General features: G+C 57.0%; 11 protein-coding genes. 4 read left to right on the top strand and 7 right to left on the bottom strand.

Annotated elements, in window-relative coordinates; translation table 11 throughout:
- Positions 1 to 35 precede the first annotated feature (35 nt).
- Entirely contained in the window at positions 36 to 2297 is a 2262-nt protein-coding gene (locus tag ACP0GE_RS04060) for a restriction endonuclease (RefSeq protein ID WP_424830720.1), read from the top strand.
- A 139-nt stretch (positions 2298 to 2436) separates the two neighbouring features.
- Here the strand turns inward: ACP0GE_RS04060 and ACP0GE_RS04055 are convergent, their stop codons facing one another.
- The 3 genes from ACP0GE_RS04055 to ACP0GE_RS04045 are packed head-to-tail and all read right to left on the bottom strand — an operon-like array spanning position 2437 to position 7237.
- Positions 2437 to 4974, bottom strand: coding sequence for a DEAD/DEAH box helicase family protein (locus tag ACP0GE_RS04055; RefSeq protein ID WP_424830719.1), 2538 nt, complete (start codon positions 4972 to 4974; stop codon positions 2437 to 2439).
- Positions 4974 to 6566, bottom strand: coding sequence for an Eco57I restriction-modification methylase domain-containing protein (locus ACP0GE_RS04050; protein WP_424830718.1), 1593 nt, complete (start codon positions 6564 to 6566; stop codon positions 4974 to 4976). The genes ACP0GE_RS04055 and ACP0GE_RS04050 overlap by 1 nt, the downstream gene beginning before the upstream one ends.
- Positions 6563 to 7237: an SAM-dependent DNA methyltransferase gene (locus tag ACP0GE_RS04045; RefSeq protein ID WP_424830717.1), complete on the bottom strand. Its 675-nt coding sequence runs from the start codon at positions 7235 to 7237 to the stop codon at positions 6563 to 6565. Before ACP0GE_RS04045 ends, ACP0GE_RS04050 begins: the two co-directional genes overlap by 4 nt.
- Before the next feature lie 203 nt (positions 7238 to 7440).
- Between ACP0GE_RS04045 and mobF the strand changes: the two genes are divergently transcribed.
- The gene (gene mobF, locus ACP0GE_RS04040) at positions 7441 to 11985 is read left to right on the top strand and encodes a MobF family relaxase (protein ID WP_424830716.1); all 4545 of its coding nucleotides are present in this window, start codon (positions 7441 to 7443) and stop codon (positions 11983 to 11985) included.
- A 148-nt stretch (positions 11986 to 12133) separates the two neighbouring features.
- Here the strand turns inward: mobF and ACP0GE_RS04035 are convergent, their stop codons facing one another.
- The 4 genes from ACP0GE_RS04035 to ACP0GE_RS04020 all read right to left on the bottom strand — a co-directional run bounded on the left by ACP0GE_RS04035 (position 12134) and on the right by ACP0GE_RS04020 (position 14289).
- Positions 12134 to 12589, bottom strand: coding sequence for a hypothetical protein (locus tag ACP0GE_RS04035; RefSeq protein ID WP_424830715.1), 456 nt, complete (start codon positions 12587 to 12589; stop codon positions 12134 to 12136).
- Positions 12586 to 12912, bottom strand: a complete 327-nt coding sequence (locus tag ACP0GE_RS04030; RefSeq protein WP_424830714.1) for a hypothetical protein — start codon at positions 12910 to 12912, stop codon at positions 12586 to 12588. Before ACP0GE_RS04030 ends, ACP0GE_RS04035 begins: the two co-directional genes overlap by 4 nt.
- Positions 12909 to 13277 carry a plasmid mobilization protein gene (locus tag ACP0GE_RS04025; RefSeq protein ID WP_424830713.1) on the bottom strand — a complete coding sequence of 123 codons (369 nt, stop codon included), beginning with the start codon at positions 13275 to 13277 and terminating at the stop codon, positions 12909 to 12911. Before ACP0GE_RS04025 ends, ACP0GE_RS04030 begins: the two co-directional genes overlap by 4 nt.
- Positions 13278 to 13611: 334 nt before the next feature.
- A complete protein-coding gene (locus tag ACP0GE_RS04020; RefSeq protein WP_424830712.1) occupies positions 13612 to 14289 on the bottom strand; it encodes a Hint domain-containing protein in 678 nt (225 codons plus the stop codon).
- A gap of 290 nt (positions 14290 to 14579) precedes the next feature.
- On the opposite strand from ACP0GE_RS04020, the gene ACP0GE_RS04015 reads away from it, so the two are divergent.
- Both ACP0GE_RS04015 and ACP0GE_RS04010 read left to right on the top strand, forming a co-directional pair.
- Positions 14580 to 15029, top strand: a complete 450-nt coding sequence (locus tag ACP0GE_RS04015; protein ID WP_424830711.1) for a c-type cytochrome — start codon at positions 14580 to 14582, stop codon at positions 15027 to 15029.
- Positions 15030 to 15045: 16 nt separating this feature from the next.
- The gene (locus ACP0GE_RS04010; RefSeq protein WP_424830710.1) at positions 15046 to 16413 is read left to right on the top strand and encodes a cbb3-type cytochrome c oxidase subunit I; all 1368 of its coding nucleotides are present in this window, start codon (positions 15046 to 15048) and stop codon (positions 16411 to 16413) included.
- The last annotated feature ends 15 nt before the right edge of the window (positions 16414 to 16428 follow it).

Genomic DNA, 16428 nt, shown 5'->3' with positions numbered 1-16428 from the left:
GAAACGCGCGCTGTTAGCACTTGATCGGGTAATATATGTCGTATGATTTTACACAGCTATCACATTCAGATTTTGAAGATTTGTGCCGCGATCTGATTGGTGCTGAGCTTGGTATCAGCTTTGAAGCCTTTGGTCCGGGTCCTGATGGCGGGGTAGATGGGCGGCACTCTAAAAGCGATAGACTAACGGTCTTGCAGGCAAAGCACTATGCGAAATCGTCTTTCAGCACTTTGCTATCGGCGATGAAGCGTGAAAAAACCAAAATCGATGTGTTAGCCCCACAACGATACGTGTTGGCCACGTCTCGTGCGCTAACCCCAAAGAAAAAAAAGAAAATCATTGACGTGATGGGTGACCACCTCTCCGAAGCTTCGGACGTTCTAGGCTGCGAACAGTTGAATGCTCTTTTGCGAAAGCACACAAGTATCGAGCGTACTCATTTTAAGTTATGGCTATCCAGCACCGCTGTACTGCAAAAAATCATGCATGCCGGGCGCGAAATGCTTTCAGAAACGACCCAGCAAGACATCACCCACAAGCTCAAAGTCTATGTTCAAAACCCCAGCTTGTCTCACGCCCAATCCATTCTTGATAATCGGCATGTACTGATCGTTTCCGGGCCACCCGGTGTGGGTAAGACTACGTTGGCCGAGATGCTGGCCTATCTTTATATCAGCGAAGATTGGCGACTTGTGGCCATCCAAACCCTAGATGAAGGTTTCTCCCATATCGACGATTGCCAGCCCACCGTGTTCTTCTTCGACGATTTTCTTGGAAAGACAGAACTGGATAGGCAGGCTTTGATCCAGAAAGAGTCCACACTTGCCCGATTTATTGATCGCGTCAGACGTTCACCAAACGCGCGATTCATTCTGACCAGCCGAGCGCACATCCTCGAGCAGGCACGCACTGTTTCCGAGGAGATCGATAGTGATCGTGTTCAGATCAGCAAGTTCATCCTTGATGTGGGCGGTTACACGCGACGGGTAAAATCGCACATTCTTTTTAATCACTTATCCATCTCTGACCTAACGGATCAACATTTCGCTGCGCTGAGCCAAAGTGATCTACTTCCGCAGATCATTGACCATCAGAATTACAATCCCCGTCTGATTGCCGCGACATCTAGCGAGAGCATTGAGATAGATGTGCGCCCAGAGGATTATCCTAAGCACATCATAGAAATCCTAAATCAACCAAAGCGTCTCTGGGAGAAGCCATTCCGCAATTTGCAGAGGAGTTGTCAACACTTACTCATCACTCTTTTCTTTTTTTCTGAAAATGGAGTTTCAATAGACAAGCTTCAGGCTCAGTTTGATGCTCTACATAAATCACTGTCTGAGGAGTATTTTCTTTCGACCGATCCCAAAGACTTTGAAGATTCCCTTAAAGTCCTTGAGTCCGGTTTCGTGAAGATTTCGGGCCGTCGCGTAAATTTTGTAAATCCCGGCCTGCGCGACTTTATGGGGCGGTATCTCAACGATCTGCGGTTGTTGCGTAGTCTGCCGAAAAGCGCAGCAACCGTCGGATGGGCAAGATCTATTTGGATATATGCTCGAGACCGGATTTCGATGGATGGGCCGAGGCTTGCGAAATTTGCACAGCACTTTTCGCCAATTGCGCAGGTCCTTCATCAATTACCAATCCGAAGTCGTGCTTTCGATGAAATGGCGCAACTTCGGTCTCCCGATGTATCTTGCAGTGAACGCATTGATCTGGCGCTTGAGTGGTGGGCTGTTTCTAAAGAAGTAGTATTCGCTGATGCCATAAATGCGCTCTGTCGCCAAACAAATCTGGAACTTATCGCATGGTATGATGGTGCCTCGTTACCTCGCACTATAAGTTGGTTACACGTACGTGAATTCCCTCAAGCACGTCAATTGGCTGATTGCTTGGCCACCAAAATTGAACAAATGTTGGTACAAAGTGTCTGCATAGACGTTTTGCACGACGTATATAAGTCGGTTTCCTCAGAACTGCCCTTCGAAGATTATCAAGCGCTTTATGATACTCTCGACTATGCAGTTCTGAAGGAAGCCAGTAATTTCTGCCATATCTTAACCGATTTCACTTCGACTAGCGAACTAGAAGACTATGGCGAAAAACTGGAGCGTCTGAGTGCATTTTCCGGATGCAATGTGAATGACAAACTTAAAGCGATTCAAGAACGGATAGACGAGATTGAAAAAACTGCTATCAACCATCCCCCCCCACAGGCTGTCGAACCCAAATCAAAAGCAACAGACAAGTTTACCGATAGCGATATATTTAGCTTGTTTGCTAATCTTCACCGGTAATTGCACCAGACCTCTGGATCAAATGCCCCGCTTTACTTTAGCTGGTCCATAATTTCTTTGTTTAAACCCCTATCTGGGAAACTTGATCACAAAGCTACCACGCCAATGCGCAAAGTTCTGCGTTTGTCGGTACCCGCAGCTAAGTCCGCTCCACCACCGTATCATACAGCCCATGCCGGGTCAGTTCGGGGTGACTGTCAATCCCGCTGTATGACAGTGACGCATCCTCATACCTGCGAAACGCAAAAACAGCCCCGTTCATATGCTCGGTGTTGAAGACCTTCAGTCTTACAAGCAGATGAAAGTCGGCAACGGTTAAACCCGTCACGGTCAGGAACAAATCAGGCTCCAGTTTTGTGATTACATCCTGAAGCGTGTTTTCGCGGAAATCCGTCAAATACATGAATGCCGGTATGCGGGTTGCGAACTTGATCAGTTTTTCCTGAACCAGCTTACGCTTCGACTTGAACTCTTTTTCCTCAGCGGAAAGCTCTTTCCTTTCCGTGTCAGTGATGTCGCCGGATTTGGCCTTGCCTTTTAGTTCTTTGACTTTCTCGCTTTTGTTGATGATAGTCTCGATGATGTTGTCGCCGAGCGACCGCCACCCTTCGATCCGCTCAACCGCTTTCATTGCCTCTTTATTGTCCATGATCCGGCCCAGGGTGTCGTTATCGACGTTGACCAAAAGTGCGCTTTCCCACTTTCGGGCGAGAAGTGTGGCAGAGGTTCCGGCCATCGCAATGTCCAGAATACCACCCGCGTCAATCTGGGTCATATTCGCCCCGTCGTAGGCAAGTACGGGCAGGAACGATACGAGGTCACGAACTGCGTTTTCCGGGTTGGGTTCGTTGGGCGAAAGCCCAATGCCATATTCGGAAAGTTGTCGAAGCGCTCGGGTCGGTGCGAAGTCGAAGACGAAGCAGACTGGCTTGAGGACCTCCTCTTCGTTGGGGTCGTCGCCATTTGGGTTTTCGATCACCCAAGGGGATTGCACCCGGAACGCCGCCTGAAAATAGGTCTCGGGCGATTTCAGGTTGCGCAGCATCAGGATCGACGACCACTGCTTGACGGTCACGCCGGTCGTGAGCTTGCCGCAGGAAAGGGTGATCGACTTTGTGTCGAAGCCGTTGCCGATTGCCTTTCGAACGGGTGGCAGCGCTTCAAGCCCGATGCCCGCCGAAGTGCCAGCCGACACAACCGCGTTGTATTCATGCCAGAAGGTGTTCTGCCGCTCCGCCAACAGGTTCGCCATTGCGTGACAGGCGGCGACATTCGGCAGAAACCAGAATGAGTGCTGGAGATATGGCAACAGCCGAACGTCGGAATACGGAAATGGCGGGCGCGTTCCGGTTCTGAGATTGTCTACCGTGTGGGCGGCGTGCTGGCCTCTGATGATATTCAGCCAGGTTTGCACTTCGTCCTTGTGCTTGAACTCGGCGTCCGCACCGATGCCGGTTGCGGAAAAGAACTCGTTCAGATCGAACTCGTCAAATTCGCCCGCGCTGGCGACAGACAACAACTCATCGGGCATCTGGTAGGTCAGAAGCCGCATCTCTGGTAGTGCACCGTATGGGTTCCATTGGCTGGGGTTCTGCTCAGCGAACTTTGCCTTCGCTCTTTGCTCGTCAGTGTAAGTCCAATTGAAAATCTGTTCTTCGATGAACTCTCCCGTCGCCAGTGCCTTGAATGGCGTGCCTGACAGATAGAGGTAGGCCCGCGTCGTAATCGGCAAGAAATCGGCGTCATTGCTTGACAAGACTTGCAGGTCGTCGTTTACCTCGTCCAATCTCGGGTCATACTCTTGTTTGGTCTCCTTTTTTGCGACCGCTTCGTCTTCGCCTTCAAAGAGTTCCTTGGCCGTTTCGCGCCACGCACCGAAATGATATTCGTCGAACACCACCAAGTCCCAGTTGACCGCATGGAGCCATTCGTTGCGCGCCTTGATGTTGCCGTGCCGGTCCTTTCCCAGCATGTCCTGGAAAGACCCGAAATAGACTACGGGTTTGACCTTCTTAATATGAGTGGGGTCAGCGTCAGATTTGCGGGACAGGTATTGCCATCCATCGAAATCGACATGGTTTTCAAGGTCGGTCTGCCACGCGTCTTCAACCGCAGGTTTGAAGGTCAGTACCAGTACGCGCTTTGCCCTCATCTTTTTCGCAAGCTGGTAGGCGGTGAAAGTCTTGCCGAAGCGCATCTTGGCGTTCCAAAGAAAGCGCGGAACCGCATTCATGTCCTCGGCCCAGCGGGACATATAGTAGTCGTGGGTTTGCTCTACCGCCTCGCGCTGTTCGCGGCGCATGGGAAAAGTTTCGTGATGCGTGCCCGTGCGCTTTTGACCCGTGCGCAATTCGGTCAGGACGGTTTGCACATCGGCGAGCGAGCAGCGCATCCATTCTAGTGCCGGATTTTCGAAACCTTTAGTCTTAAGCGCATCGCGGACCTCGTGGTCGGTTATGATTGAGCCGTCTTGCCGTTCCGCAGGTTCATCAAGTTCAATGCGGTAGTTTGTGATCGCAGCAGTGTGGAGTTGCTCTCGCACACGTAAGCCCACATCCCGTGTGGTTTGCCCGATTTTGAGAAGTCCCTGATGGGCGGCATCTTCAATCGAATAGGCGTATATGCGCGGGCGGGCTTTGGGTTTTGGCTCAAGGATGTCGTCAACGGTTTGCGGCATCAGTCGTCCACCAGATTGTCGAATAGGTCCGTTTCCTGTGGGGCTATTTGCGACTCAATGAACGCTATTTCCTGGTGGGAAAGATCATAGCGACTATAGAGCTTTTGGTCCGTCCAAACATCTTCGGTAGATAGATCGGGGACGAAGGTATAGACGCTTTTTGCTGCGTCCTGTGTGGACTTTCGAAGAGAAACTAAAAACCTCACAAAGCGGGTGGATAAGTAGCGAGCATAGTTCGTGGCTTCGATTTCCGTTTCAAAATGACCGGCGACCAAATATGTCTCGGTACACGCTGTCCGTGGCTCGGCAATGATTGGTTTACTCAAGAACTTGGTTTCGATAGCCGCACTTGTTCCTTGAACTCGTGTCATTAGCACTTTCCACCTATCTATCAATTCAGGGTTGGTAGCGATGACAGTACGCTCAGTCCAAGCGATGCTCTGATTTTGAAAGAGTTTTATCGGGTCAGAAAGCCCATCAGGTTTTGGCGTGCCTTTGAAATTTGTAGGTAAACCGAAGGGTTTTCTGCTTGAAACTCTCTTCTCTAAAGTCGTCTCATTCTTCGATCTCACCTTGTTCAAGATGGGAACCGCCTCGTTTCTTCGGACAATCACGTCGTAATCATTCAAATGCCGATCAACTGCTGGGCCGGTAGGCTCCCCGTCCCAAATGGTTTGCATTGTGCAGGGACCGTTATGATCTCTGTCCCACACGAAATAGGAAATGCCACCGCGAATTTTGACGCCTGGGAATCCTTCGTAGAGCTTCGGGTAATCAACAATTGCGCGAAGGCTTTTGTCAGAAAGCATTCTCTTTCGGTACCCATCTAAACCTTTGCCACCAGCCATCCAACGTGAAGGTGTGACCATGACGCAAAAGTGCGGCTCCAACCTGAGCGCCTTTTCAACGAACAATTGGTAGATCGGCGCTGCGCTTGTGCCATGCCCGCCATCGTCCAATTGATAGGGTGGATTCCCGATTATTACGTCAAATTGCATGTCGTCTCCGAACAGCGCGGCCACGCGCTTTTTTATATTGCCCGTATGAATGAACGCGTAGGCGTGACTTTCCCTATCGTCGCCTCGGTCCAATTTCGTTCGGCTGGCTCCGCAATTGATGCATTTGCCCTTTTTGTCCCAGCTATGTTCCACCCGCTCAAACCAGACATTGCCAGCCTCGGTGTTGAACGCCCGCGTGATCGAATGCGGGCCGTTCGCGTGCTTGGAGCAGTAGAGCGAGCGCCGGGCAAGCATGGCCGTCAACTCGGTGATACCGATGCCGAAGACCTGCCGCGTCAGGATGTGATCCACACGCTCTTGCAGGTCGGGCATTCGTGGCTCAAGGCCGTTGATCAGGCGCTTTGTGATCTCCCGCAGAAACACGCCCGACTTGGTGCAGGGATCAAGGAAGGTGAGTGTTGGATCGGTCCAGATGCTCGCCCCGTCATTGTCTGTTGCCCAAGCCTGTTCCAGCGTGTCGAGCATCCGATTGGCGAACTCGGGCGGTGTGAACACCTCATCGTTGGACAGGTTGGCGATGCAGGATAGAACGTCCGGGTTCCGCCCGCGCAACGTGAAGGCGGCTTTGCTCATGCGGCGGCCACGGGCGCAGAGCCGCTTTGATTGGCCAGGTCTTTGATCGTCATGGTTGTATACGTTTTGCTGGGTTGAAAAATCTCATGCTTGCCCGCAAACAGCGACCCTTCCGCATTGAATGCGGATGCGCCTGTCAGAGCATCCAATCGGAAATCCCGGCGCTGAAACTTGCCCTTGCCGATGTAGCCCCACTCCGCGAAAGCAATTGGTTTGCCCTCGGCTGTCTTCATGGTCAGCGCATCCCCATGCACGAGGTTCACCGCAAGAACATGGGAGGCTGCGCGATAAAGATCATCTTCGGGTGAAAGGCGCAGATAGTCAGACATAACTTCAAGCATGTTGGCGCGACACTCCTTGATATTGTCTTCAAGGAGTTCGATGCCGTAGCAGCACATGAGACCCAATAGCGCGTGGTGCCGCTTGTTGAAACCGGACTTCCCGAACTTCAACTCTACTGCGGCGAGTTTTCGTTGCAGAATCGGCACGATGAAGTTGCCACTGCCGCAGGCCGGTTCAAGGAAGCGGGAATCAATCCGCTCCGTCTCACCTTTCACGAGGTCGAGCATAGCGTCTACCATCCAAGTCGGGGTGAAGACTTCGCCATGATCTGCGACACGTTTTTTGGAACGGATAAGATTCATATCAAGACAGGTTCGTTTCAGGTTCATATCAGCACTATCGCAATTTTCACCAACCGCGCATATAGTGCGTTTCTATCATCGCATGGCGATGCCGTCTTTTTCAACCGACGGGCAGCAACGGGTATCATGAATCGGCTGGACCCCATTACAGTGAAGACGATCCCCCGTCCGAAGCGACGGACTGGCTGCGTGACCCTTACAACACCACCCGCCAACTTCGATTACCTCTGATGCTGTCCGGCCCGCGTCCTCTTGTGAGTGCGGAGCAAACCTTCGGCTATTTCCTGCACGAGTACCTTGCGCGGAATGACAGTTCGCACCGTTCGGCCAACCGCTGGCACGGCGCGGGCGCGGAGGCTCTGGGGCTGGGCCAGCGCGTCGGCAAGCGCAAGTTCATCTCGATCCTGTCCGGCGAGGTTCCCGGCACGGAGATCACGCTGGGGCGTATCATCGACGGGGAGCGCCAGCACCGCCCCGGCTGGGACATGACCTTTTCGGCCCCAAAATCTGTCTCGCTGGAAGCGCTCTACCGGGGCAGGCGGGCGGTGATGCACGCCCATGATGCCGCCGTGCGCGCAACGCTCGACTGTATCGAGGCCGAACACCTCCAGACCAGGGGTTACGACCCCGCGACGGGACGGCGGCCACGGGAGGCTGCGGACGGGATGATCGCGGCAACGTTCCGGCACATGGCGAGCCGCAACAACGACCCGCAGCTTCACACGCATGCGGTGGTCGCGAACATGACGCGCAACAGGGACGGCGCATGGCGCAGCATCGAACCCACGCTGCTGCGCCGCAACCGGCGGGTGTTCGGCGCGTGGTATCGCAACGATCTGGCGCGGCGGCTGCGGGACCTCGGTTACGAGTTGATACCGACGACCGTGGGCGGGCTGCCAAGCTTCGAGATTTCCGGCTGGTCGCAGGAATGGCTCGATGCGTTTTCCACGCGGCGGCGGGACATCCTGCACTACATGGCCGACGAAGGCCGGGACTACACGACGGCCAACGCGCAGGCTGCCGCGTTGGTCACGCGCGGCAGGAAGGCGGAGCCGGTCAAGGGCGAACTTGTGAAGCTGTGGCACCGCCGGGCGGAGCGCATGGGCCTTGTCGAAGAAGCACGGCCCCGGACAACAGCCAAGCCTGCGCTGACCAACACGGCGCTATCCCCGCTGGAGGCCGTCTGGCAGGCCATGGATCATCTTGAGGAACGCCAATGCGTGTTCCGGCGCACCGACCTGCTCGCCGCCGCATTGGGGCGGGATCCCGGACGCCATTCGCACAGGGAACTGGAAGCGGCCATCGACCAACTGCGCCGGGACCGGCATCTCGTGGAGACCACCTCTGGTGATCTGACCACGCGCCGGACCCTTCGGGCGGAACGCGCCGTGATCACGGCCATGCGGGACGGACGATCCGCGCCGCTGGCGAACGCGCAGGACATCACCGCACAGCTTGAGGCCACGTCGCTGACGGACGGCCAGCGGGACGCGGTGCGCACGATCCTGCTGTCCGGGAACAGGATCGTCGGGGTTCAGGGGTTCGCGGGCACGGGCAAGACCCACATGCTGAGAGAGGTTGTCCGGCTTGCGGGGGACCATCCGGTGATCGGGTTGGCCCCGTCCTCGGCAGCCGCCCGTGTTCTGGCGCTTGAGGCCGGGATCGGCACAACCACGCTGCAATGGATGCTGGCGCGCTACGGGCATCTGGGCGATGGCCCTGATCTTGAGGCGGCGCGCAAACGGTACCGGGGGGCGGTGATCGTGGTGGATGAAGCCTCCATGATTGGCACGGTCCAGATGCGCGATCTGCAACGCGTGGCGGAGCGGCTCGGGGTTGCCCGGCTCGCGCTTGTCGGGGACAGGCTCCAGCTTCGCTCCGTCGAGGCGGGGCAGCCGTTCCGCCTGCTTCAGAACGCGGGGATGGAAACGGCGCGCATGGACGATGTGCTGCGGCAACGCGCGACGGACCTCAAGGCCGCCGTCACGCATATGATCGCGGGGGACGCGGACCTCGCCGTCCAGAGCCTTGGCAGCGATGTGCGGGAAATCCCCCCGGACAGGCTGGCGGAAACGGCGGCCCGGCTCTGGCTTGCGCTTCCCCCGGACGCCCGCAGGCGAACCATGATCCTTGCCCCGACCCACGGGCAGCGTGAAGAGATCAACGCCGTGCTGCGCAAGGGGCTGGCAGAGGAAGGGCTGCTCACCGGGCGCACGCTTGAGATCGAACGGCTCGTGGACCGCCGCCTGACCCGTGTTCTGGCAGCCAATCCCATGAGTTACCGCGCGGGCGACATCGTTGTCGCCAACCGCGACGTTTACGGCTGCAAGGAGGGGGAGGCGTGGCGGGTCACGGGCAGCACCAAGGACCGGATCGCGCTGGAGCGGCGCGGGGTCTCCGGCGGGTTCAAGCCCTCGGGCAACGCCGCGCGCAATGTGTCGGTCTTCGAGACGCGCCCGATTTCGCTGCGCGCGGGGGACGAGATCGTCTTCACGCGCAATCTCCGTAGCCTCGGGGTGGTGAATGGCGAACGCGGGCGGATCGAGGAGATCGGGCGAACACGCCTGCGTATCCGGCTTGGTGACGGGCGGCGGCTGGAGCCGAGGACTGACGATGACCGGCTGCGGCATATCGACCACGCCTGGACTTCGACAGTGCATCGGGCGCAGGGCATGACCACGGACAACGTGATCGCGGTGCTGGACGCGGACAGCATGATGACGGATCGCGCGCTGCTCTACGTGGAGATGAGCCGCGCCCGCGACGGGTTCGTGCTGCTGACCGACGACACGGAACAGCTTGTGCACCGGCTGGAACAGGAGACCGGCGTGTCACATTCCGCTCTGGAAGCAACCGGACAGGTGCTGCATGTCCCGCAATCCCGTGGGGTATCACCGAAGGAACCGCTGCGTCCGGCGCTGCGGGACTGGCGGGCGCTGGAAGCGGAGGCCGCACAGTTGGGGATTGCGCCGTTCCTGATGCCCGAGGCCGATGCGCTGCTGGAGCGGCTGCGTCGGCGGGCGTCCGTGGAAGACGCAACGTCAGAGACCGCATCCCAGGAGATCGCGCGGATATTGAAAGACCACGAGGCCCATATCCGGGGTCAGGCGTACGAGGCCATCGGTCAGGGCTGGCAGGACCTGCGGGCGCGGGCGGCACGGGTCGATAGTCACGTCGCACTTCAGCCGGGCGTGGATGCGCTGCTGAAGCGGACGGGCGGGTTGCGCCAGGCCGATCCGCTTCAGATCGGCCCACTTCCCGGAGCGGTCAACGAAGGCGTCAGGGACTGCCGTGCGCTGCTGGACGGTCTTGGTGACCGGCTGAAGCACTGCGGGACGTGGATCAGCCGGGCAACACAGGCGCGAGCGGATGCGATTGCCGGGATCGAACAGGGTTGGGCGGGACAGCGGAGCAGGGCCATGATGGGCGAGGATGACATTGCCCTCTTGCCGGACACGGAAGCGGTGTTGGCGCGGACGCGCGCGGTTGCCGAGCAGTATCCCGGCGCGCTTCCGAAACGCGTGCTGGACCACATGGAAGACTGCGAACGGGTGCAGCACAGATGGAAGCGGCTCGTGCATGCCGCAGATGTGCTTGCGACCTGCGCAAAGTCAGAGCAGCCCGCCGACGAGACGGTCTGCAAGGCCATGGCCGAGGCGGAGGTGTTGATCGAAGACGAGCGCTTGTCCCACAAGGCGCTGGTCGATGGCGTTGCGCTGTCCGTGGAGTCCGCCCTCATCAAGTTGAACAAAAGGCGCAGCCTGGAAGACCGGGCGCAGGACCTGCGCACCGGCTGGAAGGCGCTGGAGGCGGAGGCGCAGCGGCAGGATTGCCATCCGTTTGAGGTCGCGGGCTGTGATCGCTTCCTGAAACGGCTCTCGGGTTTCAAACACGACCTGCCCCCGGACCTTGCGGCCCTGCCTGATCTGGCGGTCAGGCATCGCAGGGTGCGGCAGGAACGGGACGCGGTGATCGCGTTCGACGCCAAAAGGCGGAAGATCATCAGGAGGGCTGCGGCATGGCTACCTGATACGCCGCTCGACCGCAGCCTGCTGACCAGCTACGGACGCTGGGCAAGGTCCGCCCCGAACATGATCGAGCGGGGAAAGCGCCTGTTGGATGACGCACTTCTGTCCTCAGAGGACCGCAAGACGCTTGAGAAAGCACTGGAGCGCATCACGTCCTCGCTGGATGGATGCGGCCTTGAGGCGCGGCACCTCGGTATCTTTGAAGAGATCATGGACAAGGCGGAGGCGCAGGGGTGCCACAGATATTTCGTGGAAGGCTATGACGCGTTCTACAAAGGTCTGGATATGCGGATGACTTTTGGACCGGGACGGAACATATTTGCAGCCAACGAACGGGCCGTGCATGACGAAATGGAGATCGATGCGTATCACGTTCACAGCCTTGATAAGGAACTCACCGAGGCCTTGCAGCAGCGGGAAGACGGTGGGGACGCGTTCGTGGGGCAGGTGCACCCCTACCACAAATGGAAGCGCGACACGCAGGACAATCTCGAAACCGTCCGCTACGTGTTGAACGACAGGGACACCTACGGCCCGCATCTCGACCGGGTTCCGGGGCTTGAGGACCGCCTGCGCGCGACAGCGGCCTCGGTCTCGCAGATCATCAAGCGCGATGCGCCCGTCAGAACGCAGGTCGAAGCCGAACATGTTGAGAATGTCAGGCAGCAATCCGCGCGGCGGGCGCAGGAGCGGGCGTTGGACAGGGAGTTCGGTCCGTCCCGTTCCATCGGCATCGATTTATGGTAGCCGGGCTTTCATCCGTGTGACGCCGGTTCTGACGACTGTGGCGTGAAGGCTTGTACAGCAAGGTCGGCCTGTTCGGTCGAGGCCGGTGCTGCTGCACAGGTGCCGCAGGCGAAGAACGGACCCAGCCTGCGCAGATCACATTCCCGCATCACATGCGCTGTTTCGGGTCGTGGACCTTCACCTCGACCGATTTCGCGCCGTGCCATTCCTTGATGGCCTTTGCCAGAAGGGCTTCCGCCTTGTCCGGCCCGAAGAGCTTTTCGAAGGCCAGCAACAACTCGTCCAACCGGTCTTCGGCGATCAGGTCCGTCACCTTCGCATCGCGCAGGAATGCGATCTGGTTGCCGAGTTTTTCCATCCAATCGGAAGAGGGTTTGAGTAGGTCCATCAGAAACCCGATCTGGTCATTCATCCGCTTCTGGTCGTCAGCACCCAACACCAGCGGCTGCGGGCGATTGCCGAAGATCGACAGGTCAGCCGTCAATGCCCGCTCTACGAGCCAGGGCGAGGTCTTCATCCCGGCCTCAGCCGCCCGCCTTTTGGCATCCTCCCATTCCTGGTCGGTGCAGGAGATGTAGAAGGTTCTTTTCTTCGCCTCTGTCATTCTTGCGCCTCTTGCGGGTTATACTCAAGTTCGTCGAGATGCAGGCGATAGAGAAGCGCGACCGCATCGACCAGTGCAGGGTCGCCGTCGGCCCTGACGAAAAACATTTCACTGAGACGCCGACACAGGTCGTTCACATTCCGCAAAAGGTCACGCTGCTCCTCCGGCGTGAGAACAAGCGGACTGGTAGATGGTGGGGGCGCATCCTGCAAAGCACAGGTCATCACGAACTCAGAGACACTCTTGCCGACTGACTGCGCCCGTGCCCTGATCCGATCCCAATCGTCAGGGGTCCTGCAATAGACAGGTCGTGCCCTCTTCATCCAAAACCCCCATCTCCTGATCCGACCACGACTGTTCCGCCCGTATCAGACCCCGCGCGTGTCGGGTCCGTGCGCAGCCGCAACGCGACCCGCCGAAGCGCCTCCGTCCAGCCATCGTCTTCCCCGCGCTCCGCCAACCGCATCCGCTCCACTTCGCAGAGCGTCAGAACAGCACTCTCGATCCGGTCCAGCCGCGCCGACAGCGTGGCGCGTGAGGGGCTGTCAGACACGTCCGGGGCCAGCGCCCGCTGGACGACATATGCGCTCACCGACATGCGGGAAGCCTTGGCCCGCGCCCGGACAATCTCCCATTCGCTATCGGTTGCCTTGACCGCGCGTTGTTTTGTAGCCGAAGTGTTTGTCATGGCCGGGTCCTGCTATATGTAAGCACCAAACGCTATATGCCTACGACTTCAAAGTGCCGGATTCCTGTTCAAAAATCGCTATGCTTTGTATATAGCATATATGCTTACATATACCGTGATCAACGCGAAAGCAGTGCAAAACGCGGGATTATGCGTACATAGTTCTCACCGAAAATGCAACTTTTTGCGACAGAGTGCCCGCAAAAAACATATATGTAGCACATATAAACTCTGCTTGCAGTCACGCGCAACATGCTGTATTAGTTGCGTTAATGAGAGGAACGTAGAAAGCTATGTAAGAGGCATAACCCCTGATTTGACGGGTTATAGGTTTTCACACCAGCAGATCGCGCCTGGGCAGGCCGCAGCCAAGCGCTCCGGCCTTGATCCGAATGGGCCGCAATTTCGGATTTTGGATCAGCTCAGCAACGCCTAGCGCCCGCGCGCCGATCCAGCGAATGCGCTGGGTGCCGTGGTCCAACGTCAGCACTTCGTCGCCTACCGACAGCGTCTCTATCGCGCGTAGACCGCCAGGGGTCGCGATTTGGGTCCCGCTGGTAAAACACGGAACAACAGTATCGACGGGTATGTCCGGCTCATTCGTCGAGGTGCCACCGCTTATAATGTTTCCGATTGTTAGTGTGGTATTGAGTGGTGGAACATTGCCCCCGATGAAGGCCAAGAAATACCCTTGTTCCGCGGTTGGATAGTCGAAATCCCCGTCTCCGTTTTCATCCCAATCCATGAAACCGATCTGGTAGGTGTTCACCCCATCGCTGACTTCGAGCGTGAAGTCCCAGTCGATGGCTTCGCCAAGGTATGTCTGGGTGGGATCATTGGGTGCTTCGTTCTCGGCACTGTCGCCGTCAATGATCGTGCCATCCGCACCATCCGTGATGGTTATCTGGCTGTATTGCGAAATCTGAAAGGTGGCGCCTGTCGTCGCATAGGTGGCCGCATTGTCTGACAGGGTCGTATCGCTGCGGAAGGCTCCGTAAATATTGATTGGCATCTTTTACCTAACAACTGGGTTCACAAATGTCCTTTTGCGCTTTCGCAAAGGAGAAATCGCTAAATTTTCATGCGGATTAGTGCAGGGGGCGTAACTTGTTTTCAAGGCGTCATCGGGGCGTTTTTAGGGAATTGCTACATAGTTGCCACCCCCATATCTCGCTGTCCGCGACTGGCAAAGCCAAGCCCCGCCAATAATATTCGCCCGCCAGTCTTGACTTTCGTTAAGGCAGTGCCGGTGCCGACCAACCATTTTAAACAAACTAGCTAATCTGCGCAAAGGAGAGCGCAATGCGAGAAGTCATGACAAAGAGCATGGCTCGCAACATATTTTATGGCGGGTCCCTGTTCTTCATCCTCATCTTTCTGGCCCTGTCGGCCCATTCCCACCTGTATATCGTGCGGTCCGAAAACGCGGCGAAGCTTGATGAAAGTGTGGTCCGGGGCAAGCATGTCTGGGAAAAACACGCCTGTATCAACTGTCACACGATCCTAGGGGAAGGGGCCTACTACGCCCCCGAAGTTGGCAATGTGATGACTCGCTGGGGCGTTCTGGATGACCCGGAATCCGCCTATGAGGCACTCAAGGGCTGGATGGAGGCGCAGCCGACCGGAATTCCCGGTCGCCGGCAGATGCCCAATTTCAACCTCAGCGACGAAGAGATCCGTGATCTGACCAACTTCCTGATCTGGACCGACAATATCGACGCTCAGGGCTGGCCGCCCAACGAGGCAGGCTGAGAAGGGGAACGGAGCAATGAAATACGAAACCCAAAAAATCGCCTATGCCTACTTTGCAGTAGCCATGGCCCTGTTCGCGATACAGGTGATCGGCGGCCTTCTGGCCGGTTTCATCTATGTCTTCCCGAACTTCCTGAGCGAGCTTCTGCCGTTCAACATCGTGCGGATGCTGCACACCAACTCTCTGATCGTCTGGCTGATCCTGGGCTTCTTCGGCGCGGCCTACTTCCTGATTCCGGAAGAGGCGGAACGTGAAATCCACTCACCCAAGCTGGCCTATCTGCAGCTGATCATTCTGGTGGTCGGTACTTTGGGGGTGGTCGTGACCTATGTCTTCAACCTGTTCGAAGGCAACTGGCTGCTGGGCAAAGAAGGGCGCGAGTTCCTTGAGCAGCCCAAATGGGTCAAGGCGGGCATCGTCGTGGCCGCGCTGATCTTCCTTTACAACGTGTCGATGACCGTTCTGAAGGGCAAGAAGACCGCCATTACCAACATCCTTCTGTTGGGTCTGTGGGGTCTGGCGCTGCTGTTCCTGTTTGCCTTCTACAACCCCGGCAACCTGTCCTTGGATAAGCAATACTGGTGGTATGTCGTCCACCTGTGGGTCGAAGGCGTGTGGGAACTGATAATGGCGTCAATCCTCGCCTATCTGATGCTAAAGCTGACGGGTGTGGACCGTGAGGTGGTTGAAAAATGGCTGTACGTCATCGTTGCCGCCGCTCTGTTCTCGGGCATCCTTGGCACCGGTCACCACTACTACTGGATCGGTACGCCCGCGTACTGGCAGTGGATCGGGTCAATCTTCTCAAGCCTCGAAGTGATCCCGTTCTTCGCGATGATGGCCTTTGCCTTCGTTATGGTCTGGAAGGGCCGTCGTGACCACCCCAACAAGGCCGCGCTGCTGTGGTCTCTGGGCTGTGCCACATTGGCCTTCTTTGGGGCCGGTGTCTGGGGCTTCCTGCATACGCTGCACGGGGTGAACTACTATACCCATGGTACGCAGATCACGGCGGCCCACGGTCACCTGGCCTTCTACGGTGCCTATGTCTGCCTCAACCTGGCGATCTTCACTTACGCAATGCCGATCCTGAAAAACCGTGACCCGTACAATCAGGTGCTGAACATGGCCTCGTTCTGGCTGATGACCAGCGGTATGGTCTTCATGACCTTCGTCCTGACTTTCGGCGGAACCGTGCAGACTCACATGCAACGTGTGGTCGGAGACTACTTCATGGACGTCCAAGACCAGATCGCCATCTTCTACTGGATGCGTCTCGGCTCTGGTGTGGTCGTGGTCCTAGGCGCGCTGCTGTTCATCTACTCGATCTGGGTGCCCCGGAAAGAGGTGATTGAACCCGGTGCAGCCAAAACTCCTGCGGAGTGATGGATATGGACGGCT

The organism is Ruegeria sp. (genome assembly GCF_965243365.1).
Classification (GTDB): Bacteria; Pseudomonadota; Alphaproteobacteria; order Rhodobacterales; family Rhodobacteraceae; genus Ruegeria.
This window is presented reverse-complemented; position numbering and strand designations above follow the sequence as displayed.

Bases quoted from the DNA above. Each gene is read 5' to 3' on its own strand.
- ACP0GE_RS04060 (WP_424830720.1), top strand. From the start codon at position 36: ATGTCGTATGATTTTACACAGCTATCACATTCAGATTTTGAAGATTTG.
- ACP0GE_RS04055 (WP_424830719.1), bottom strand. From the start codon at position 4,974: ATGCCGCAAACCGTTGACGACATCCTTGAGCCAAAACCCAAAGCCCGC.
- ACP0GE_RS04050 (WP_424830718.1), bottom strand. From the start codon at position 6,566: ATGAGCAAAGCCGCCTTCACGTTGCGCGGGCGGAACCCGGACGTTCTA.
- ACP0GE_RS04045 (WP_424830717.1), bottom strand. From the start codon at position 7,237: ATGAACCTGAAACGAACCTGTCTTGATATGAATCTTATCCGTTCCAAA.
- mobF (WP_424830716.1), top strand. From the start codon at position 7,441: ATGCTGTCCGGCCCGCGTCCTCTTGTGAGTGCGGAGCAAACCTTCGGC.
- ACP0GE_RS04035 (WP_424830715.1), bottom strand. From the start codon at position 12,589: ATGACAGAGGCGAAGAAAAGAACCTTCTACATCTCCTGCACCGACCAG.
- ACP0GE_RS04030 (WP_424830714.1), bottom strand. From the start codon at position 12,912: ATGAAGAGGGCACGACCTGTCTATTGCAGGACCCCTGACGATTGGGAT.
- ACP0GE_RS04025 (WP_424830713.1), bottom strand. From the start codon at position 13,277: ATGACAAACACTTCGGCTACAAAACAACGCGCGGTCAAGGCAACCGAT.
- ACP0GE_RS04020 (WP_424830712.1), bottom strand. From the start codon at position 14,289: ATGCCAATCAATATTTACGGAGCCTTCCGCAGCGATACGACCCTGTCA.
- ACP0GE_RS04015 (WP_424830711.1), top strand. From the start codon at position 14,580: ATGCGAGAAGTCATGACAAAGAGCATGGCTCGCAACATATTTTATGGC.
- ACP0GE_RS04010 (WP_424830710.1), top strand. From the start codon at position 15,046: ATGAAATACGAAACCCAAAAAATCGCCTATGCCTACTTTGCAGTAGCC.